We start from the raw sequence: 20,686 nt of genomic DNA, 5'->3' as shown, positions 1-20,686 counted from the left end.
TCCGGGCAGTCATTGCCGGGAACCCTCCCATTTCACGCGGGGCTTGTCCAGTCAGCTCTCGCTGGTCACGGCCTGCGTGTCGGCATTACCCGCCTGGCGTCGCCCGGCAACGCGCATCACCACCACGAAGAACACCGGCACGAACACCACCGCCAGTGTGGCGCTGAGCATGCCGCCGATCACCCCGGTGCCGATCGCCTGCTGGCTGGCCGAACTGGCGCCGCTGGCAATTGCCAGGGGCACCACGCCGAGGATGAACGCCAGCGAGGTCATCACGATCGGCCGCAGGCGCAGGCGCGCGGCCTGCACGGCGGCGTCGGCGGCATCGACGCCCTGGTCGACCAGGCTCTTGGCAAACTCGATGATCAGGATGGCGTTCTTCGCCGACAGGCCGATCAGCGTGATCAGGCCGACCTTGAAGAACACGTCGTTGGGCATGCCGCGCAGGGTTACCGCCAGCACCGCACCGAGCACGCCCAGCGGTACTACCAGCAGAACTGCGGTGGGGATCGACCAGCTTTCGTACAGCGCTGCCAGGCACAGGAACACCACCAGCAACGACAGCGCCATCAGCATTGGTGCCTGGCTGCCGGACAGCCGCTCCTGCAGCGACAGGCCAGTCCATTCCAGGCCGGCGCCGGCCGGCAGCTGGGCTACCAGGCGCTCGATCTCGGCCATGGCTTCGCCCGAACTGTAGCCGGCTGCCGGTTCGCCGGAAATCGACACCGCCGGGTAGCCGTTGTAGCGGGTCAGCTGCACCGGGCCGCTGACCCACCTGGCCTGGACGAAGGCGCCCAGTGGCACCATCTTGCCGCTGTCGTTGCGCACGTGGATCTTCAGCAGGTCTTCGACCTGGCTGCGCTGGTCGCCTTCGGCCTGCACCACCACCCGCTGCATGCGGCCCTGGTTGGGGAAGTCGTTGACGTAGCTGGAACCCACGGCCACGTCCAGCACCGAGCCGATATCGGCAAACGACACGCCAAGGGCATTGGCCTGGCGGCGGTCGATTTCCAGCTGCACCTGCGGGCTTTCCGCCAGCGAGGCTTCGCGCACGTTGGTCAGCACCTTGCTCTTGCCGGCATTGGCCAGCAGCTCGTCGCGGGCGGCCATCAGCTCGGCGTGGCCCATGCCGCCGCGGTCCTGCAGGCGGAACTCGAAGCCGGTCGACTCGCCAAGGCCGTCGATCGGCGGCGGCAGCACGGCGTAGGCCACGGCGTCCTTGAGCTGGGTGAAGGCCATGGTCGCGCGGTCGGCAATCGACTGGGCGCTGTCGTCGGCGCCGCGTTCGGACCAGTCCTTGAGCGTGGTAAAGGCCAGTGCCGCGTTCTGCCCGCTGCCCGAGAAGCTGAAACCCAGGATCAAGGTGGTGTTACCCACGCCGGGCTCTTCGGCGTTATGCGCCTCGATCTGTGCCGCCACCTGTTCGGTGCGCATGCGGCTGGCGCCCGGCGGCAGCTGGATATCGGTGATGGTGTAGCCCTGGTCTTCGGTGGGCAGGAACGCCGTGGGCAGCTGGCTGAAGCCATAACCCAGCACCGCCAGCAGCAGCGCGTATACCAGCAGGTAGCGGCCGCTGCGCTTGAGCGCCTGCATCACCCAGCGCTGGTAGCCGTTGCTCATGCCCTCGAAGCGGCGGTTGAACCAGCCGAAGAAGCCCTTGCGTTCGTGGTGCTCGCCCTTGGCCACCGGCTTGAGCAGGGTGGCACACAGCGCCGGGGTCAGGCTGAGGGCGAGGAACGCCGAGAACAGGATCGACACTGCCATCGACAGCGAGAACTGCTGGTAGATCACACCCACCGAGCCTTGCATGAAGGCCATGGGCAGGAACACCGCCACCAGCACCAGGGTAATGCCGACGATCGCGCCGCTGATCTGGCCCATGGCCTTGCGCGTGGCCTCCTTGGGCGGCAGGCCTTCCTCGGCCATGATCCGCTCGACGTTTTCCACCACCACGATGGCATCGTCGACCAGGATGCCGATGGCCAGCACCATGCCGAACAGGGTCAGCACGTTGACCGAGAAGCCCATGGCCAGCATCACGGCGAAGGTGCCCATCAGGGCCACCGGCACCACCAGGGTCGGGATCAGGGTGTAGCGCAGGTTCTGCAGGAACAGGAACATCACCGCGAACACCAGCAGCATGGCTTCGAACAGGGTATTGATGACCTGCTCGATCGACACCTTGACGAATGGCGAGGTGTCGTAGGGGATGTCGTACTTGACGCCTTCGGGGAAGTAGCGCGCCAGGTCCTGCATCTTCGCCCGCACCAGGGTGGCGGTTTCCATGGCGTTGGCGCCCGGCGACAGCTGCACGCTGAAGGCGGTGGCCGGCTTGCCGTTCAGGCGTGTGCCGTACTGGTATTCCTGGGCACCGATCTCGACCCGGGCGACATCGCCGATGGTCACCGTGGAACCGTCCGGGTTGGCACGCAGGACAATCCCGGCGAATTCCTCGGGGGTGCTCAGCTGGCCCTTGACCACCACGTTGGCGGTGATTTCCTGGGTGCCACGGGTGGGCAGGTCACCAATGCTGCCGGGGGCCACCTGGGCGTTCTGCGCGGCGATGGCCTCGGCCACGTCGTTGGGCGTGAGGTTGAAGCCGATCAGCTTGCGCGGGTCGATCCAGATGCGCATGGCACGCTCCGAACCGTACAGCTGGGCCTTGCCGACGCCCTTGAGGCGGCGGATCTCGTCCATCACGTTGCGCGCAAGGATATCCGACAGGGCGGTTTCGTCGAGCTTGCCGTCTTCGGAGGTGAGGGTGGCCAGCAGCAGGAAGCCGGTGGAGACCTTTTCCACCTGCAGGCCTTGCTGGGTCACTGGGCGCGGCAGGCGCGACTCGACCACCTTCAGGCGGTTCTGCACGTCGACCTGGGCCAGGTCCGGGTTGGTGCCCGGGGCGAAGGTGGCGGTGATGGTGGCGCTGCCCAGGCTGCTCTGCGACTCGAAGTACAGCAGGTTGTCGGCGCCGTTGAGCTCCTGCTCGATCAGGCTGACCACGCTCTCGTCCATGGTCGCCGCCGAGGCGCCCGGGTACACGGCGTAGATTTCCACCTGCGGCGGGGCCACGTTGGGGTACTGGGCCACCGGCAGCTGCGGGATGGCGAGGGCACCGGCCAGCAGGATGAACAGGGCAACCACCCAGGCGAATACCGGGCGGTCGATGAAGAATTGCGGCATGAATCAGGCCCTCACTGGCCAGTGTGCTGTGCGATGGGCGATGCCCCTGATGCATTGTCGACCTGCACCTGGTCACCAGCCTTGACGTGTTGCAGGCCCTCGACCACCACCCGCTCGCCGGGGGCCAGGCCTTCGCTGACGATCCAGCGGTCGCCCTGGGCGCTGCCCAGTACCACCTGGCGGTCGCTGACCCGGGCCTGCGGGTCGACCACCAGCACCTTGGGCACGCCAGCGCTGTCACGCAGGATGGCGCGCTGCGGTACGCTCAGGCCCTTGGGCTGCACGGCCTGCTCCAGGCGCACGCGCACGTAGCTGCCGGGCAGCAGGTCGAGGTCCGGGTTGGGGAACTCGCTGCGCAGGGTGATCTGGTTGGTGCTGGGGTCGACGCTGATGTCGGAGAACAGCAGTTTGCCCGGCAGCGGGTAGGTGCTGCCATCGTCCTGGATCAGCGTGGCCCGGGCCTGGCCGTCACCGACCTGCTGCAGCTCGCCGGCACGCAGGGCGCGGCGCAGGGCGTTGAGCTCGCGGGTCGACTGGGTGACATCGGCGTGGATCGGGTCCAGCTGCTGGATGGTCGCCAGTGGCGTGGTCTCGTTCTGCCCGACCAGCGCACCTTCGGTGACCTGGGCGCGGCCGATACGGCCGGAAATCGGCGCGGTCACGGTGGCGTAGCCGAGGTTGAGGCGGGCGCGCTCCAGGGCGGCCCTGGCCTCGGCCACTGCGGCATCGGCCTGCAGGTAGCTGGCCTTGGCGTTGTCGTATTCCTGGCGGCTGACCGCCTTGTCGTCGACCAGCTCGCGGTAGCGCTGCTCCTGCAGGCGTGCCTGGTACAGGGTAGCCTCGGCCTTGGCCAGGGTGGCGCGGGCGCTGTCGTGGTCGGCCTTGAACGGTGCCGGGTCGATCAGGAACAGCACATCGCCCTGCTTGACGTCGCTGCCTTCGCGGTACACCCGCTTGAGCACCACGCCCGCGACGCGCGCACGCACTTCGGCGGTGCGCGGTGCGAGGATACGGCCGCTGAGCTCACTGCTGATGGCCAGTGGCTGCAGTTGCAGGGTTTCCACCCGCACTTGCGGGGTGGGGGCCTGTTCTTCCTGTTCGGCGCTGTCGTCGCAGCCGGCCAGGGACAGGCTCAGGAACGCCAGAAGCGCCAACGGGCACAAGCGTGGGGGGAGGGTAGTAGACATGCGGATCTTCCGATGATGACCACCGGTATGCTACGGCAGGCGTTCCTTGGGTGGCTGTTAATACCTGTAGGACGAGTGTGAAAAAGTGTGAAGAACAATCCTGCCGACCTGTAGGGTTCTATATTCTGCGTGTACCGGTACCGGCCTCTTCGCGGGTAAACCCGCTCCCACAGGGACCGCACAGCATCTGGAACCTGTGCAGTCCCTGTGGGAGCGGGTTTACCCGCGAAGAGGCCGGCAAGGCCTACCACAACCCAGACTTACAAGCACCTATGCCGAATATTTTCCTGGTCGAAGACGACAGCGCCCTGTCCGAGCTGATCGCCAGCTACCTGCAACGCAACGACTTCCATGTCCAGGTGATCGCCCGCGGCGATCATGTGCTGGACGAGTACCGCCGGCAAAAGCCCGACCTGGTCATCCTCGACCTGATGCTGCCGGGCATCGATGGCCTGCAGCTGTGCCGCCTGCTGCGCCAGGAGTCGCAGGGCCTGCCGATCCTGATGCTGACCGCCCGCGACGACAGCCACGACCAGGTCCTGGGCCTGGAAATGGGCGCCGACGACTACGTGACAAAACCCTGCGAGCCACGTGTGCTGCTGGCCCGCGTGCGCACCCTGCTGCGCCGCAGCAGCGTCAACGAGCCGCGCCTGGACAACGACCTGATCCTGATCGGTGGCCTGCGCATCGACCTGGCCGAGCGCACCGTGAGCTGGCGCGGCGAAGAGGTGGAGCTGTCCAGCGGCGAGTACAACCTGCTGGTGGTACTGGCGCGCAATGCCGGCGAAGTGCTGAACCGCGACCGCATCCTGCAGCAACTGCGGGGTATCGAGTTCAACGGCACCGACCGCTCGGTGGACGTGGCCATCTCCAAGCTGCGGCGCAAGTTCGACGATAACGCCGGCGAAGCGCGCAAGATCAAGACCGTGTGGGGCAAGGGCTACCTGTTCAGCCGTGTCGAGTGGGAGTGCTGACCGCCCATGCTGAAGATTCTGGTGCGGCTGTACCTGGTGATCATCGTTGCCTATGCCGGTGCACTGTTGTTCATCCCCGACACCATCGTCGGCCTGTTCCAGGACCGCTTCATGGCCTACAACCTGGATCAGGCCAAGGGCGTGCAGTCGCTGATCGTACGCCAGTTCCGTCAGGCCCCGCGTGAGCAGTGGCCGGCGGTGGAGCAAGAGCTGGCCAGTGATTTCGCGCCGTTGGAACTGCAACTGCTGCGCATGGACCAGGCCGACCTGAGCGAGGACGAGCAGGCGCGCCTGGAGCACGGCCTGTACGCCGTGCGCATCGCCGAATGGGGCTACTACGAGACGGTGCTGGCGCCGCTGGACAAGGAATGGCTGGTGCGCCTGCACTCACCGCCAGACCCGCTGGATATCAACGTGCTGTCGTGGGGCGTGACCGTACTGATCGGTGCAGCCATGCTCGGTTGCCTGCTGCTGTGGGTATGGCCGCACTGGCGCGACCTGGAGCGCCTCAAGGAGACCGCCCGGCGCCTGGGCCAGGGGCAGATGGCCGAGCGTACGCACATCTCGCCGCACTCCAACATCGGTGAGCTGGCCGGGGTGTTCGACACCATGGCCAGTGACCTGGAGCGCCACGTCAACCAGCAGCGCGAGCTGCTCAATGCGGTGTCGCACGAGTTGCGCACGCCGCTGACCCGGCTGGATTTCGGCCTGGTGCTGCTGTTCGACGAAGTGCCGCCGGCCAGCCGCAAGCGCCTGCTGGAGCTGGTGGGGCATGTGCGTGAGCTGGATGAGCTGGTGCTGGAGCTGTTGTCCTACAGCCGGCTGTACAACGCCGACCAGGCCCGCGAGCGGGTCGAGGTGTCGTTGCTGGAGCTGGTCGACAGCGTGCTCGGCGGCTTTGCCGAGGAGCTCGATGGCCGGGGTATCCAGTGGGAGGTGCGGGCCGAGGGGGATCTGCCGCGTTTTGTGCTGGACCCACGGCTGACGGCACGGGCGGTGCAGAACCTGGTGCGCAATGCCATGCGTTACTGCGACGAAAGCCTGTTGCTGCGCTTGCGCCTGGAAGACGATGGCGCCTGCCTGGTCACGGTGGAGGATGACGGGATTGGTATTCCGGTGGAGGAGCGCGAGCGGATTTTCCAGCCGTTCTACCGCCTGGACCGTAGCCGTGACCGCAATACCGGCGGGTTTGGCCTGGGCTTGGCGATCAGCCGACGGGCGATCGAGGGGCAGGGTGGCACCTTGACCGTGGCGCAGTCGGCGCTGGGTGGTGCACAGTTCCGGATTCGCTTGCCTGCCGGGTGATAGGCTGCCTGTACCGGCCCTTTCGCGGGTAAACCAGCTCCCACAAGGACCGCACAGATTTCAAACACTGTAGAGTACCTGTGGGAGCGGGTTTACCCGCGAAAGGGCCGGGCCTGCTAACCCTGGTCCTCCACAGGGGCCGCACAGATTTCAAACACTGTGGAGAACTTGTGGGAGCGGGCGAGCCCGCGAAGAGGCCGGGCCTGCTAATCACTTTCTGCCAGCCGGGCAGACCACAGCACAAACCGGTCCTTGCCACTGTGCTTGGCCTCGTACAGCGCCTGGTCGGCGCGCACCAGCGCCGTGGTCAGGCTGTCGCCCTGGTCCACCCGGGCCAGGCCGATGCTGACAGTTACCGGATGCTCGCCAACGTCTTCGCGCACCCGTTGGCACAGCGCCGCCACCCGTTGCTCGGCGCCTTGCTGGTCCAGCCCCTGGAAAAAGATCGCGAATTCCTCACCACCCAGTCGGGCAAACTCGTAACCGGCCATGCTCGCCTTGATATGCAGGGCCACGCGCTTGAGTACTTCATCGCCCACGTCATGGCCAAAACGGTCATTCACCCGCTTGAAGTTGTCGATGTCGATCATCGCCAGGTACTGCTCGGCCGTGGCCAGGCGCAGCTGGTGGCCGGCCTGGGCCATGAACGAGCGGCGATTGGGGATTTCGGTCAGGGCATCGACATAGGCCTGGTCCAGCAGCACCTTGGACAGGTAGAAGTTGTGCAGCTTGGCCTTGCGCATCTGCAGGTAGCTGTAGATGACCAGGCCGCTGAGGAACACCGCGTAGCTGATCAGCATGGCGCCTTCGAGTTCGTCCGGCCCGATACGGGTGTGGTAGAACGGGTTGAGCACCACCCAGGTAATGGCCATGGCGCAGAAGAACGACCAGCGCCGCACCGGCAGCACCGACACGGCATACAGCACGGTGGAGACCCCGAGCACCAGCCACACCGGGCGCAGGGCCACCGGGATGCCTTCGATCACCAGGCGCATGCCCAGGGTGATGGAGGCGATGAACAGCAGGTTGAGCACATCGAAATGATGGCTGCGACGGGTGAACCGCAGCACCACGGTGAGGGCGCCGAGCAGGGTGATGAACAGATAGGACAGCCAGGTGAAACCCTGGCCGCCGAGGAAGCTGACGATCAGGTCGAAGACCAGCCAGATCAGGATGCTGACGCAGAATACCAACAGGCAGAATGGGCGCATGGCCTCGAATTCGTGCTGGCGGAATTCGGCGCGCAGGGCGGCTGGGGCGACCTGTTTGCGAACGTGGGCTTCGATGGTCTTGAACATCGCTGGGCTCCTGAGAGTACTGCTTTACCAGGCCTGGCCCTTTCGCGGGTAAACCCGCTCCCACAGGCCTCCCACAGCACTGGAAATCTGTGCGGTCCCTGTGGGAGCGGGTTTACCCGCGAAGAGGCCGGGCCTGGAGACTCAATTGGTGGGCAGAATACCCCGGGCCCATGGCCGGTAACGCAGGTCGAACACCGCCTCGGCATGGCACCCGGCGCCCAGCTTCGGCTGGGCAGGCTCAGCCCGAAACGCCTGGCCTGGCGCGCTCACCTGGCGGAACGCCTCGCGCACCACGCCCACCCGGCATGGCAAGGCCTGCTCGTAGCCCTGGCGCACCAACGCGGGCAAGCGCCCGGTCCCGGTGCCATCCTGCCACCACACAGTCAAGCCCAACCCGGCCAGTTGATCCAGCCATGCGGCATTGACCCGCGGTGAGAGTTTGCCAGCGCTGAAAGCGCTGATATGCAAAGGCTTGTCCAACTGCCGGTTGAAGGCCTGCAACTGTTTGTAGAGGGCATCCCGGCGCTCGGCCTCGCGAAAATGATGGTCGTCCAGCTCCATGGGCAGGTACCAGCCGTCCACCGGCAACTGCCACGCCTGGCGCAGTTGCTGGTACTGGCTGAGCGAGCGCCCCAGCTGCGCCTTCCAGTAACTGTTCAGGCCTTCACCGTCCAGCTCGTCGATGCGTTGGTAATAGGCCGGGTCCATGTACAGCCCCAGCACCAGTTGCAGGCCTTGGGCACGCGCGCTGCGCAGGCTGTCGGCCAGCCAGCCTTGGGCACCGCCGAAATCGCTGTCGCCATAGGCGCTCCACTGCACGATCAGGGTCTTGCCGCCCTGGGCCACGGTGGCGTGCCACAGTTGCTGCCACTGGGCGGAGGTGACATTGGCGTCGCGGTTGAGGGGTTGGTAGAACAGGCGCTGGTCGGCGCTGGCTGGCAGGCACAGGGCAAGCAGGCAGAGGGCCAGGAACGTACGCATCAGAAGGTCATCTCCGCACCGACCAGCACGCCGTTGGCGCGCTCGTATAGATTGCCGCCCAGCGATTGCTGGTATTCGGCACGCACTTTCAGCGAACCGCGGTAGGCGTTGTAGCGGTCGTCATCGAACCACCATTGCCAGCGCACACCAACCCCGGCCCGGGCGTCCTGGCGCCAGTTGTTGCTCGGGTCCTGGCTGGAAAACTCGACAAAGCCATAGGGCATGATGGTTTGCGGCGAGCTGCCCGGCAGCTTCCAGGCGTGGCCCTGCTGGTAGCGCGACAGCCAGGCGTGGTCGCCGGCACGGGTCCACCAGGCGACGTCGAGGTAGAGGAAGCGCTCGTTCCAGTCGTCTTCATCGACCCGCCAGTCGTTGCGCCAGTCGCCCTGGTCGAGGAACGAGGCGGTGGCACGCAACAGCAGGTCGTTGCTCGATTCGGCGTGGTGACGCAGGTCGCCCCAGTTGCCGCCGACCTTGGCCGGGCTCAGCAGCTGGCCCAGGCTCAGGCCGCGGTAGTGCTCTTCGTCGATCTGACGCTGGTGGTACAGCTCGGCATACAGGTTGAGGTTGGCCTGGCCGAATGGCTTGTAGCGCAGGCCGACACCGGTGCCCATGCTTTGCGCGTAGTCGGTGCGGCTTTGCCCACCGAACAGTACCCGGCCATACACCGACAGGGTGCTGCCGTTGCGGCTGGGCTCTTCGCCCAGGGCGTGGTCCCACATGGCCAGTTGCACGTTCTGCGATTGCGCGCGGCGAGAAGTGCCGCTGCGCTGGCCATTGTCGAGGAACTTGTCGTTGGTCGAGGTGCCGGCCGGAGACCAGGTGCTGGCCAGGGTGATGGTGTCGCGCCGCGACAGGCTTTCGTGGGCGCGGCGCTGGCGGTACTTGCGGGCTTCCAGGCTGCCGTATTCGTCGTCGCCGTCGACCAGGTCCTGCTCCACATCGAGGATGCGGCGCAGTTCGCGGCGCGCCGAAGCACTGTCTTCGGCTTCGTCGTAGCGCAAGGCCAGCGTCTCGCCAAGGCGGTAGTCCTCGGGGAAGTCGTGGGTGGCGCGCTCCAGGTAGGGGATCGACTGGCGGCGCTGGGCCTTGTCCGTCGAGCCGGCCAGGCGCATGCCGTAGTCGGCGCGGTAGCGTGGCTGGTCGGGGGCCAGGCGCACGGCTTCGGCCAGCCAGGCGCTGCTCTGGGCACTGTCGCCAGCCAGTTGCGCGGTGCTGGAGGCAGCGTAGTAGTGGTCGGCCCGCGGGTTGTGTGCCAGGGCCTGGCGCTGGAAGCCCAGCGCGGCCTGGTAATCGCCTTGGCGCTGGGCGATGGCGGCACCCAGGGCCCAGTCGTCGGCGCTATCGTGCGCGGCGGCGTCCCAATAGCGCCGGGCCGCTTGTGCGTCGCCGGCGTTCAGCGCGCCACGGGCGGCGGTGAGGCGGGCGTTGTCGGTCCAGGCGCTGTCCGGCTGGGTGCGCCAGATGGGCAGGGCCGCTTCGGAGTCGCCAGCGGCTTCCAGGGCATAGGCCAGGGGCAAGCGGCTCCCGCTGTCGCCCAGGCGCTCGGCGGCCTGGTAGTAGACCACCGCTTCGCCGGGCTGGTCGGGCATGGCGCAGCGGCCCAGGGCGCGGTACTGGCCGGGCTCGCTCGGGGTGGCCGGTACGGCCTGGCGCACGGCATCGCACTGGCCAGCCTCGGCCAGGCGGCCGAGCAGCTGGGCCCGGGTACTGGCGTCGACCCGAGGGATCAGGCCGAGCATGCGGCGGCTGTCCAGCGGCCCGTCGTTGCGCGCATACAGGTTGCCCAGGCGCTGCAGCAGCGACGGTGCAAGGCGGCCCTGGTGGCGGTCGTAGGCCTGTTCCAGCAGTTGCCGGGCGTGTTCGCCATGGCCCTGTTGCATCAGCAGGAAGGTGGCTTGCTCCAGTGCGGCCATATCGCCGCTCTGCCGATAGCGTTGCTCCCATTCGGCTGCGGTGCGTGGTTGCGGGGGCTGGGGCGGGTCGCCGTACAGGCGTTGCCTGAGCACGGCATAGGCCCTGGGGTCGGTGCTGGCGGTGCAGCCCTTGAACTGTGCGCGCGCCAGCTCCGGGTCGCGGCGCGACAGCCAGTCGACGGTTTCCAGGCAGGGGCGTTGCAGTTCGTTGCTCAGGCGCTGTACCAGCGGCGCGTCGTCGCCTTCGCGGGCCAGCTCCCACAGTTGCTGGCGCTGCTCGGGCTGGTTCAGCTGCGCGGCGGGCAGTGCCTGCAGCCAATGCCGGGCCTGCTGGTTCTGGCCGACGGCGATGGCGCGGTTGGCCATGGCCAGGCGGGCCTGGTTGGCTGCTTCGGGGGAAGGGGCGCTGGGCAGCAGCGCGTTCAGCCCTTTTTCATCCACCTGCTGGATATAGGCATTGGCCAGGCGCTGCCAGTCTTGCGCAGGCAACTGGCCTTGGTCGGCCAACGGCTGCAGCTGTTCGATGGTTTCCTTCCAGTTGCGCAGTTGCTCGGCGAAGTTGGCCCGGGCCAGACGCAGCACTTGGCCGTCCCCCTGAGGCGGCAGATGGTTGAGCCAGTCCAGCGCCTTGGCGGCACCAGCGAATTTGGCCAGGCTCAGGCTATAGGCCTGCCACAGGCGCACCCGGTGGGTGCCGTCGCTGCTGGCCAGCCACTGTTCCACCTGGCTGGCCGGCGGCGGGTCTTGTTCGATCCAGGTCAGGCGCAGTTCAAGCAGGGCGTTGGCGTATTCGGGGCTGTCGCCCAACTGTTCGGCAAGGGCCTCGGCCTCCTTGTAGCGGCGCTGGTGAGCCAGGGCCTCGACCAGCAGCGCACGGGCTTCGTCGTTGTTCGGCACCCGGCCCAGCACGTGGCGGGTCAGGCGTTCGACCTCGGGCCAGTTGTCCTTCTTCGCTTCGCGGTAGCTGCGCTCCATGAACGGGTAGCTGGTGAACCGCTGAAAGTCGGTCATCGGCGCCGAAGCGGCGCAGGGCAGGGCGGCGGAGCACAGCAACAAGCCAGTGAAGGTGAGGGAAAAGCGCGGCTTCATGCCACCTCCCGGGTCAGGTCAAAGGCGGCCTGCTGTTCGCTGGCCTGTTCGATCAGGGCCTGCTGCAGCACCTGCTCGGTGATGATGCCGCGGGCAATCAGGTGCTCGCCGAGGCTCTGGTGTTCCGGGTCGAAGTCGATCAGCGCCTGGTTGAACAAAGTGACCGGGACCATGCCGCGCACCTGTAGCAGGGCGCCGAGCATCACCTGGTGGTGGCTGACCTGTTCCAGCAGCACTTCGTCGTCCTGGTGGCGCTCGAGGATGGCCAGCATGTCGCGGGTTTCCGGCTTCTGCCAGGGGCTTGGGTAGTGGTAGCGCAGGCCCAGGGTCACCCGGCCCTGGGGCGCCAGGCGGGCGCTGACCGGGCGCTTCAGGTGGCGGCTGATTACCCCCAGCGATACCTGGCTGACCGGGCTTTCGCTGGCCAGCACCAGCGTGTCGCCGTCTTCGGCCACCGGCAGTACGCCATAGTGCGTCGCCAGCTTGCGCGGCAGTTTGGCGATCAGCTGCGGGTCGAGCTTGAACGGGTTGAGCGGTGCCCAGGGCAGGTCCATCTGCTCGGCCAGGGTCGCGACCAGCTGTTCGCTGTTCAGCCAGCCGCGCAGCAGCAGCTCGCGGCCCAGGCGCCGGCGTACCGGGCTGGTGATCGCCTGTTGCAGCTGTTCGTCGCTGATCAGGCCCTTGGCCACCAGGCGTTGGCCCAGCGGCGTGCGGGCGGGGGCGGCGATGGCGGGGAATTCGTGAGTGGTCTTGTCCCAGGCCACGCGCCGCGAGTCACCCATTTCCATCACCTGACGCAGGGCGCGCAGGTTGGCGAAGAAGTTGACGAAGTTGCTCCACATCATCCGCGGTGCCGACAGCAGCCCTTCGCCGATGCCATAGAAGCGGGTGACGAACCAGGCGCGCTGGAACAGGCGGTTGAACAGCATCAGCCCGTTCAGCCACAGCAAGGTGGTCAGCAGCCAGCTGTCGCTGAGGATCGACATGAAGCGCCACGACTCCGGCGCAATCACCGTGACCAGCCACATGGCCAGCAACACCAGCAGCAACAGGTTGACCAGGAAACTCAGCAGGTAGGCGAACAGGCCGCGGCGGTCACGCCAGAGGAAGTAGTTGAGCGCGCCCTTGCGGCTCCAGCCGAGGTTGCTGGTGCCCTGGAACACGATGCCGACGATCCACCGCGACTTCTGCCGGATGGCATGCTGCCAGTCGCGCGGGAAGTGCTCGCGCACGCAGATCACCTGGGAGAATTCGCGGCTCATGCCCGGGCGCCATTCCTGCTTCAGGGTCAGCGTCGGGTCGGTGATGGAGTAGCGGGCGAAAATGCACTTCATGCCCTTCTGCTTCAGGCGGAAGCCGATGTCGTAGTCTTCGGTGAGGCTCTGTACGTCGAAGGCGATGCCATCGCCGTCCTCGAGCAGCGCACTGATGGCGCGGCGGCTGAAGCAGGTGCCGACCCCGGCGCTGGGCACCTGGCCGGTCAGGGCCTCGCGCACGATCACGTCCTTGCCGTGGTTTTCGGCGAACTCGTCGACATAGTGGCCGGCGGTGAAGCCTTTCCATTCCGGTGCGTAGGGGTACACCGGGATCTGGATCATGTCCTTGTTCGGCAGCAGGTAGTTGAACAGGCGCAGCTCCATGGGCGAGATCACGTCTTCGGCGTCGTGCAGGATGAAGCCGGCGAACTGGATGCCGGCGTCCTGCTGGAAGCGCAGCAGCGCGTCGATGATGTTGTTCAGGCAGTCGGCCTTGCTGGTGGGGCCGGGGCGAGCGCAGACCACCTTGTGCACGTTGGGGTAGTGCAGGCACACCACGTCGACGTCGGCCTGGGTTTGCGGGTCGTTGGGGTAGGTGCCGACGAAGATCTGGTAGTTCTCGTAGTCGATGGTCGAGGCTGCCAGGCGCGCCATCTCGCCGACCACGCCCACTTCGTTCCAGGCCGGGACCATGATGGCCAGGGGCTTTTCTGGTACCTCGAACAGGCGTTTTTCGTCGGCTTTTTCGTACTTGTCGTAGATGCGAAACCGCCGGATCAGCTTGCGGCCCCAGTAGCAAAGGTCGATGAACAGGTCATCCAGGCCCAGCAGGAACATCAGCGTGGCCAGGACGATCGCGAGGATCTTCAGGCCGAACAGCACATAGGTGAGAAAATCGATGAATGCCAGGCTCATGTGCCGGTCACCGGCAGGAAGGGGTGGGCCATCGTCTATATCCTCGTTCGATTCCCTGGACGAAGTTGTACGACTTGTCGCCGTTTGTACTGGATAGATACAAGCAGCCGAACGCGGGGTTGTCCAAATTTCAGGCTTTTTCTTGTGGGCCACTTCTTGTAGTTTTACAGGTCGTTTACCCAGGGAGCTGAACATGCAAGGCAAGGCACGCAAGATCGTCCAGGCCATTCTTTACGAAGCCATCGCCGTCGCTTGCGTGGCGCCCGCGCTGGAGCTGGCGTTCGGTGCCGGCATGGCGCAGTCGACCGTGCTGTCGGTGCTGATGTCGGGCATCGCGATGAGCTGGAACATGGCCTACAACTGGGTGTTCGAACGCTGGGAAGCGCGCCAGCACCGGCGTGAGCGCACTTTCCTGCGGCGCCTGCTGCATGCGCTGGGCTTCGAGGGCGGGCTGGTGCTGATCCTGCTGCCGCTGGTGGCGTACTGGCTGGATGTCAGCCTGTGGGCAGCGTTGCTGACCAACCTGGCGTTGTTCGTGTTCTTCTTCGCTTACGCGTTTGTCTTCCAGTGGGGCTTCGACAAGGTGTTCGATGTGCCGCTTTCGGCGCAGCAGGCGAAGTGTTGACTTTGTGCTCCACTACCGGCTAAGTTCCTACCCCATGAATACTTTCCAGCACGTCAACGCCATTATTATTACCGCCATTATCAGCTTGGCGGGCTAGCGCGTACGTGCACCGAACCCGCCCTGGAGGCGGGTTTCTTCTCTCTGACTCCTGGGCAACGTGAACACAGCCAAGGAGTCATCGATGACCAGCTTCGTCAGCCCTCGTTCTACCGTCACCCCCCAGCAACTGCTGTCGGAGCAGGTGCGGCGCATTCTTGCCGCCCCGGTGTACGACCTGGCCATCGAAACGCCCTTGCAAGCTGCGCCTGCGTTGTCTGCCAGCCTGGGCAACCAGGTGTTGCTCAAGCGGGAAGACCTGCAGCCTACTTTCTCGTTCAAGATCCGCGGTGCGTACACCCGCCTGTCACGCCTGAGTACCGTGCAGCGCGAGCGCGGCGTGATCACCGCCTCCGCGGGCAACCATGCCCAGGGTGTGGCCATGGCGGCATCGCACCTGGGCATGAAGGCCACCATCGTCATGCCTACCACCACGCCGTCGCTGAAGGTGGAAGGGGTACGTTCGCGCGGTGGCCATGTAGTGCTGCACGGCGAGAGCTTCCCCCACGCCTTGGCCCATGCGCTGAAACTGGCCGACAGCGAAGGTGCCACCTTCGTGCCACCGTTCGACGACCCGGATGTGATCGCCGGGCAGGGCACCGTGGCCATGGAGATCCTGCGCCAGCGCCCGGGGGCGCTGGACGCCATCTTCGTGCCGGTGGGTGGCGGTGGGCTGATCGCTGGCATTGCCGCCTATGTGAAGTACCTGCGCCCTGAGGTGAAGGTGATCGGCGTCGAGCCGGAGGACTCCAACTGCCTGCAGGCTGCCATGGCCGCTGGTGAGCGGGTGATCCTGCCGCAGGTCGGCACCTTCGCCGATGGTGTGGCGGTGGCACAGATCGGCGCCCATTGCTTCGAGCTGTGCCGGCACTTCGTTGACGAAGTGGTGACGGTGAGCAGCGACGAGCTGTGCGCGGCGATAAAGGACATCTATGACGATACCCGCTCGATCACCGAACCGTCCGGGGCCCTGGCCGTGGCCGGGATCAAGAAGTACGTGGCGCGCGACGGCGTGCAGGGGCAGACCCTGGTGGCGATCGATTCCGGGGCCAACGTCAATTTCGACCGCCTGCGCCATGTGGCCGAGCGTGCCGAACTGGGCGAGCAGCGCGAGGCGATCATCGCTGTCACCATTCCGGAACAGCCGGGCAGCTTCCGCGCCTTTTGCCAGGCACTGGGCAAGCGACAGATCACCGAGTTCAACTACCGCTATTACCCCGGCAAGGAGGCGCGGCTGTTCGTGGGTGTGCAGACACACCCGCTGCACGACCCGCGCGATCAGTTGCTGGCCAGCCTGCGCGAGCAGGGCTACAGCGTACTGGACCTGACCGACAACGAACTGGCCAAGCTGCATGTGCGCCATACCGTTGGCGGCCGTGCCGCGCCCGGCGCTGACGAGCGGGTGCTGCGCTTCGAATTCCCCGAGCGCCCGGGGGCCTTGCTGGGCTTTCTGGAGCGGCTTGGCAAGCGCTGGAACATCAGCCTGTTCCATTACCGCAACCATGGTGCCGCGGAGGCACGGGTATTTGCGGCGCTGGAAGTACCGGGGGATGAGTTGGCGGGGTTGCCGTTGGCGCTGGATGAGATGGGGTACCGGTACTGGGATGAGACCGACAACCCGGCGTACAAGCTGTTTCTGGGTTGATACGCAAACCTCATGCAGCCTGTACGGGCTTCTTCGCCGGCAAGCCAGCTCCCACGGGTGTAGCGTTGATCTCGAGGTTGTCGCTGTACCTGTGGGAGCGGCCTTGTGTCGCGAAAGGGCCGCAACGCGGCCCCAGGATTGATGCGCAATAGTTGAAATTGCTGGGGCTGCTTTGCAGCCCATCGCGACACAAGGCCGCTCCCACAGGGGATCGCGCCAACTTTTAGAATTTGAGCAAGACAGTTGCTTCCACATGGCCAGCGTCGCCCTCAAGGCATGCACTGGACCTGTAGGAGCGGCCTTGTGTCGCGATGGGCCGCGAAGCGGCCCCTGGGTTTCAGCACTAGTGCATGAATTGCCGGGGCTGCTTTGCAGCCCATCGCGACACAAGGCCGCTCCTACAAGGTTTTGTGTGTGCTGGTAGATGGTGCTCAGCGCTCACGCATGAAGAAGCCAGCGACGAGTTTGTGCCGGCAAGCAGCTCCCACGGGTGCAGCGTTGATCTCGAGGTTGTCGCTGTACCTGTAGGAGCGGCCTTGTGTCGCGATGGGCCGCGAAGCGGCCCCTGGGTTTCAGCACTAGTGCATGATTTGCCGGGGCTACTTTGCAGCCATCGCGACACAAGGCCGCTCCTACAAGTTTTTGTGTGTGCCGGTAGATGGGCTCAGCGCTCACGCATGAAGAAACCGGCAACGAATTTGCGGAAGGTTTCCAGGCTCTTGAAGTCGGCGTAGCGCTTGAAGTTCTCGGTATCCGGTTCGGGGCCGATTGGCTGCTCCAGCAACGATACCGACAACACCCGGTCCTGGTCCGAAGTCATTACCAGTTCATCCATCACCTGGCCGCCGATCACCGGGCGGCGCATCTGTACTTTCACACCTTTGCCGGCCATCCAGTCGACCAGCGATACCAGGGCCTTGAGCGGCTCGCGCTCTTCGTCGCGATACACCGGGAACAGGTGGGCGCGGGACAGCACCGGTACGCTGGCGACATGGATCAGCTCGTAGAAATGGCTGCCGGCACTGGTCGGCGAGTACAGCGCCAAGGCCAGCAACGGCCCGGCGGTGCGGTTGCCGCCCCAGTACAGGTGGTGGCCCTGGAAGTCGAAGCCGTCTTCACTGCGGTTGTTGAACAGCTTGCGCCCTTTGATCTGGTCCACGCAGTCCAGCAGCAGGCCGTGGCGGCGGTGGTTGCCGAACACCGTGGCTTCGCGCAGGCGGGACTTGAGCATCATCATGTGCTTCATGTCCAGGCGGGTTTCCAGGTAGTTGCTTGCGGGCACCCGTTCCAGCAGCGGATAGCGGCTGGCAACGCTGCGCAACTCGGCAAACTGCCCGGTCAGGTCCTTTTTCAGATGCGTGGCATACAGGTTCAGGCCGCTGGTCTCGATCCAGGTCAGCAGCAGTGACAGCAGGCGCTGTTGGTCGCGCCGCTCGCTACCATCGCCGCCGGCACCGGCGGTGCCGCTGCGAAAATCGCCGATCAGGCGCAACGGTGTGTCAGGCGGCAGCCAGGCGGCGGGTGGCGCGGGGTCGTTCTCGCGCTCGGCCGCTTCCCGCTCGTCCTTGGTGAACGGGCAGCCGGGCGCGTGTTCGGCGGTACCCGGGTTGTTCTTGAGAAACAGCGTACCGGTGCTGCCGTTGAGGGTGACATTGAGTACCGGCAAGGCATCGTTGCGGCAGTCGCAGGCCAGCCACTGGTTGGCGTTGCGCACCTTCATCAGCAACTGGTTGGCCTGCAGCAGGCGCGGGCCGGCGAGGCTGCCGGTGGCAAAGCCGACCAGCAGCTCCTCTTCTGCAGGGGTCAGGCTACGGACCTGTGCGGCGGTTTTGTCGATGATTCGCATGAAGCAGCTCCCAGCTACGAGCCCCAAGCTTCAAGCAAAGTCGCGCCGCTTTCAACTTACCGCTCAGTTGCCACCGAACATCTTCGCTGCGCGGGCGCGAATTTCGTCGGGGGTCAGGTCCTCCTTGTGGGTGGAAACGAACCAGATGTTGCCGAACGGGTCTTTCAGGGTGCCGCTGCGGTCGCCGTAGAACTGGTCGGTCAAGGGATGCAACTGGGTGCCGCCGGCGGCCAGGGCCTGGGCGTAGACCTTGTCGCAGTCTTCGACATACAGGTGCAGGCCCACGCCTGTGCCGCTGAGCTTCTGGCTGGCGGTGAGGCCGCCTTCCATGTCGCAGGGGTCGCCCAGCATCAGCGACGAATCACCGATTTTCAGCTCGGCATGGCCAACGCGGCCGCCAGGGGCATCGAGGCGGAACATTTCCACTGCGCCAAAGGCCTTCTTGTAGAACTCGATGGCCTTGGCGGCGTCGTTGATGGCCAGGTAGGGCGTGATGCTGTGCTGGCCTTCGGGGATGGGTTTGGCTGCCATGTTCGACTCTCCTTGGAAGTGGGCGCCGGTTGGCGCCCTGTTGCTTAGAGTCGTTTGCGCGGATGGAAAATCGACAGGGGCGATAGACCGATTCTCTATAAACGCGGCGGTCAGAAGATGTAGTCGGTGGTCAGGAAGCTCGACTGCCGGTTGCGAATGATCTCGCTGATCAGTTCCTTGTTGGCCTCCTGGAAGCGCGTTGCGACCAAGGTGCGGATCGAGAACACACGCAGGGCGTCATGTACCGACAGGGTGCCTTCGGCGCTGTTCTTGCGGCCGTTGAACGGGTAGGTGTCGGGGCCGCGCTGGCATTGCGCGTTGATGTTGATGCGCCCGACCTGGTTGGCGAAGATGTCGACCAGGCTGCCGATGGTCGCCGGGTCATTGCCGAACAGGCTCAGTTGCTGGCCGTAGTCGGAGTCCAGTACATAGTCGATCACCGTCTGCAGGTCGCGGTAGGGCACTACCGGCACCAGCGGGCCGAACTGCTCCTCGTGGTACACGCGCATGTCGCTCTTCACCGGGTACAGCACGGCCGGGTAGAAGAACGAGCCACGGCTGTGCCCACCGCCTTCGTTGAGCACGCGTGCGCCTTTGGCTGTGGCATCGGCGACCAGGCCGTCGAGGTAGTCGACCTTGCCGGGCTCGGGCAGCGGCGTCAGGGCAACGCCTGGCTCCCAAGGCATGCCGGGCTTGAGCGCGGCCAGCTTGCGCTGGAACTTGTCGAGGAAGGCATCGACCACGTCCTCGTGGACGAACAGGATCTTCAGCGCCGTGCAGCGTTGGCCATTGAACGACAGCGCACCGGTGACGGCCTCTTCGACGGCGTTGTCGAGGTCCACCTGGGGCAGCACGATGCCCGGGTTCTTGGCATCCAGCCCAAGCGCGGCGCGCAGCCGGTGCGGGCGCGGGTGCAGCTTCTTCAGGTCGCTGGCGGCCTTGTGCGTGCCGATGAAGGCGAACACATCGACCTTGCCGCTGGCCATCAGCGCGCTCACCGTTTCCCGGCCACGGCCGTAGATGACGTTGATCACCCCTGGCGGGAAGCTGTCACGGAAGGCCTCGAGCAACGGCCGAATCAGCAGCACGCCGAACTTGGCCGGCTTGAACACCACGGTGTTGCCCATGATCAGCGCCGGGATCAGCGTGGTGAAGGTTTCGTTCAGCGGGTAGTTGTATGGCCCCATGCACAGGGCCACGCCCAGTGGTGCACGGCGGATCTGGCCCAGCGTGCCCTGTTCCAGCTCGAAGCGGCTGGAACGGCGGTCGAGGTCCTTGAGGGCGTTGATGGTGTCGACGATGTAGTCGCAGGTGCGGTCGAATTCCTTTTCCGAATCCTTGAGGTTCTTGCCGATCTCCCACATCAGCAGCTTGACCACGGCCTGGCGCTGTTCACGCATGCGTGCCAGGAAGGTCTCGACATGCTGGATGCGCTCGGCCACGCGCATGTTCGGCCAGGCGCCACGGCCTTTGTCGTAGGCCTGCACGGCGGCATCGAGGGCGGTGAGCGCGGTGTCGGCATCGAGCAGCGGGGCGCTGCCCAGCACTACCTGATGCTCATCGTTGCCTTCCTTGAGCCAGACCGGGCTGCGCACCGTGGCCAGAGGTCCGTCCCAGCGCCTGAGCTCGCCGTTCACCAGATAGTCGCGTTGTTCCAGGGGGGCTTCCAGGCGCCAGGTTTCCGGGATGTTCTCGGCGCTGGGGAAGAGTGAATCGAGCAGACGGTCCATGGGTACTGCACCTCACATTGCTGGGCGGGTTTCAAGCCGGGGTGAATCGCTTCAGCTAGGAGCATGCACCGGCCACCGGAAAAACACCAGTCTGGCTTAACATGGCGGCAAA

13 protein-coding genes are annotated in these 20,686 nt (G+C 65.5%); 4 read left to right on the top strand and 9 right to left on the bottom strand.

What is annotated here, in order from left to right; all coding sequences use genetic code 11:
* Positions 1–51 precede the first annotated feature (51 nt).
* Positions 52–3,180 (bottom strand): efflux RND transporter permease subunit, encoded by a 3,129-nt coding sequence (locus ABNP31_RS14240; RefSeq protein WP_085665538.1) that lies wholly within the window; start codon positions 3,178–3,180, stop codon positions 52–54.
* A gap of 11 nt (positions 3,181–3,191) precedes the next feature.
* The gene (locus tag ABNP31_RS14235; RefSeq protein WP_085665537.1) at positions 3,192–4,367 is read right to left on the bottom strand and encodes an efflux RND transporter periplasmic adaptor subunit; all 1,176 of its coding nucleotides are present in this window, start codon (positions 4,365–4,367) and stop codon (positions 3,192–3,194) included.
* Between the two features lie 272 nt (positions 4,368–4,639).
* Here ABNP31_RS14235 and ABNP31_RS14230 point away from each other — a divergent pair, with 272 nt between their 5' ends.
* Positions 4,640–5,341, top strand: coding sequence for a response regulator transcription factor (locus ABNP31_RS14230; RefSeq protein ID WP_003259958.1), 702 nt, complete (start codon positions 4,640–4,642; stop codon positions 5,339–5,341).
* Positions 5,342–5,347: 6 nt separating this feature from the next.
* Entirely contained in the window at positions 5,348–6,646 is a 1,299-nt protein-coding gene (locus tag ABNP31_RS14225; protein WP_013972839.1) for an ATP-binding protein, read from the top strand.
* Between the two features lie 206 nt (positions 6,647–6,852).
* On the opposite strand, the gene ABNP31_RS14220 is transcribed toward ABNP31_RS14225, so the two are convergent.
* The 4 genes from ABNP31_RS14220 to nrfB all read right to left on the bottom strand — a co-directional run bounded on the left by ABNP31_RS14220 (position 6,853) and on the right by nrfB (position 14,101).
* Positions 6,853–7,944 carry a GGDEF domain-containing protein gene (locus tag ABNP31_RS14220; RefSeq protein WP_085665536.1) on the bottom strand — a complete coding sequence of 364 codons (1,092 nt, stop codon included), beginning with the start codon at positions 7,942–7,944 and terminating at the stop codon, positions 6,853–6,855.
* A gap of 141 nt (positions 7,945–8,085) precedes the next feature.
* On the bottom strand, positions 8,086–8,925 hold the full coding sequence (locus ABNP31_RS14215) for a DUF4434 family protein (RefSeq protein WP_085665534.1): 840 nt from the start codon (positions 8,923–8,925) through the stop codon (positions 8,086–8,088).
* Complete coding sequence (locus tag ABNP31_RS14210) at positions 8,925–11,930, bottom strand: phage receptor (RefSeq protein ID WP_085665532.1); 3,006 nt, start codon at positions 11,928–11,930, stop codon at positions 8,925–8,927. The genes ABNP31_RS14215 and ABNP31_RS14210 overlap by 1 nt, the downstream gene beginning before the upstream one ends.
* On the bottom strand, positions 11,927–14,101 hold the full coding sequence (gene nrfB, locus ABNP31_RS14205) for a cyclic di-3',5'-guanylate-activated glycosyltransferase NrfB (RefSeq protein WP_350012413.1): 2,175 nt from the start codon (positions 14,099–14,101) through the stop codon (positions 11,927–11,929). Before nrfB ends, ABNP31_RS14210 begins: the two co-directional genes overlap by 4 nt.
* 193 nt (positions 14,102–14,294) lie before the next feature.
* Between nrfB and ABNP31_RS14200 the strand changes: the two genes are divergently transcribed.
* On the top strand, positions 14,295–14,726 hold the full coding sequence (locus ABNP31_RS14200; RefSeq protein WP_025339342.1) for a PACE efflux transporter: 432 nt from the start codon (positions 14,295–14,297) through the stop codon (positions 14,724–14,726).
* Between the two features lie 181 nt (positions 14,727–14,907).
* Positions 14,908–16,467 (top strand): threonine ammonia-lyase, biosynthetic, encoded by a 1,560-nt coding sequence (gene ilvA, locus ABNP31_RS14195; protein ID WP_350012412.1) that lies wholly within the window; start codon positions 14,908–14,910, stop codon positions 16,465–16,467.
* Between the two features lie 664 nt (positions 16,468–17,131).
* On the opposite strand, the gene ABNP31_RS14190 is transcribed toward ilvA, so the two are convergent.
* From ABNP31_RS14190 to ABNP31_RS14180, 3 genes are all read right to left on the bottom strand, one after another.
* The gene (locus ABNP31_RS14190; protein ID WP_085588495.1) at positions 17,132–18,313 is read right to left on the bottom strand and encodes a hypothetical protein; all 1,182 of its coding nucleotides are present in this window, start codon (positions 18,311–18,313) and stop codon (positions 17,132–17,134) included.
* Positions 18,314–18,376: 63 nt separating this feature from the next.
* Positions 18,377–18,844: a VOC family protein gene (locus ABNP31_RS14185; protein ID WP_025339339.1), complete on the bottom strand. Its 468-nt coding sequence runs from the start codon at positions 18,842–18,844 to the stop codon at positions 18,377–18,379.
* A gap of 110 nt (positions 18,845–18,954) precedes the next feature.
* Positions 18,955–20,574: an NADP-dependent glyceraldehyde-3-phosphate dehydrogenase gene (locus ABNP31_RS14180; RefSeq protein ID WP_025339338.1), complete on the bottom strand. Its 1,620-nt coding sequence runs from the start codon at positions 20,572–20,574 to the stop codon at positions 18,955–18,957.
* Positions 20,575–20,686: the final 112 nt, after the last annotated feature.

The organism is Pseudomonas asiatica (assembly GCF_040214835.1).
In the GTDB taxonomy this organism is placed as follows: Bacteria; Pseudomonadota; Gammaproteobacteria; order Pseudomonadales; family Pseudomonadaceae; genus Aquipseudomonas; species Aquipseudomonas putida_Z.
The sequence above is the reverse complement of the archived record's forward strand: the minus strand, read 5'-3'. Positions and strand labels throughout refer to the sequence as shown.

Coding starts and splice junctions, on each gene's coding strand:
- ABNP31_RS14240 (WP_085665538.1), bottom strand. CDS start 3,180: ATGCCGCAATTCTTCATCGACCGCCCGGTATTCGCCTGGGTGGTTGCC.
- ABNP31_RS14235 (WP_085665537.1), bottom strand. CDS start 4,367: ATGTCTACTACCCTCCCCCCACGCTTGTGCCCGTTGGCGCTTCTGGCG.
- ABNP31_RS14230 (WP_003259958.1), top strand. CDS start 4,640: ATGCCGAATATTTTCCTGGTCGAAGACGACAGCGCCCTGTCCGAGCTG.
- ABNP31_RS14225 (WP_013972839.1), top strand. CDS start 5,348: ATGCTGAAGATTCTGGTGCGGCTGTACCTGGTGATCATCGTTGCCTAT.
- ABNP31_RS14220 (WP_085665536.1), bottom strand. CDS start 7,944: ATGTTCAAGACCATCGAAGCCCACGTTCGCAAACAGGTCGCCCCAGCC.
- ABNP31_RS14215 (WP_085665534.1), bottom strand. CDS start 8,925: ATGCGTACGTTCCTGGCCCTCTGCCTGCTTGCCCTGTGCCTGCCAGCC.
- ABNP31_RS14210 (WP_085665532.1), bottom strand. CDS start 11,930: ATGAAGCCGCGCTTTTCCCTCACCTTCACTGGCTTGTTGCTGTGCTCC.
- nrfB (WP_350012413.1), bottom strand. CDS start 14,101: ATGAGCCTGGCATTCATCGATTTTCTCACCTATGTGCTGTTCGGCCTG.
- ABNP31_RS14200 (WP_025339342.1), top strand. CDS start 14,295: ATGCAAGGCAAGGCACGCAAGATCGTCCAGGCCATTCTTTACGAAGCC.
- ilvA (WP_350012412.1), top strand. CDS start 14,908: ATGACCAGCTTCGTCAGCCCTCGTTCTACCGTCACCCCCCAGCAACTG.
- ABNP31_RS14190 (WP_085588495.1), bottom strand. CDS start 18,313: ATGCGAATCATCGACAAAACCGCCGCACAGGTCCGTAGCCTGACCCCT.
- ABNP31_RS14185 (WP_025339339.1), bottom strand. CDS start 18,844: ATGGCAGCCAAACCCATCCCCGAAGGCCAGCACAGCATCACGCCCTAC.
- ABNP31_RS14180 (WP_025339338.1), bottom strand. CDS start 20,574: ATGGACCGTCTGCTCGATTCACTCTTCCCCAGCGCCGAGAACATCCCG.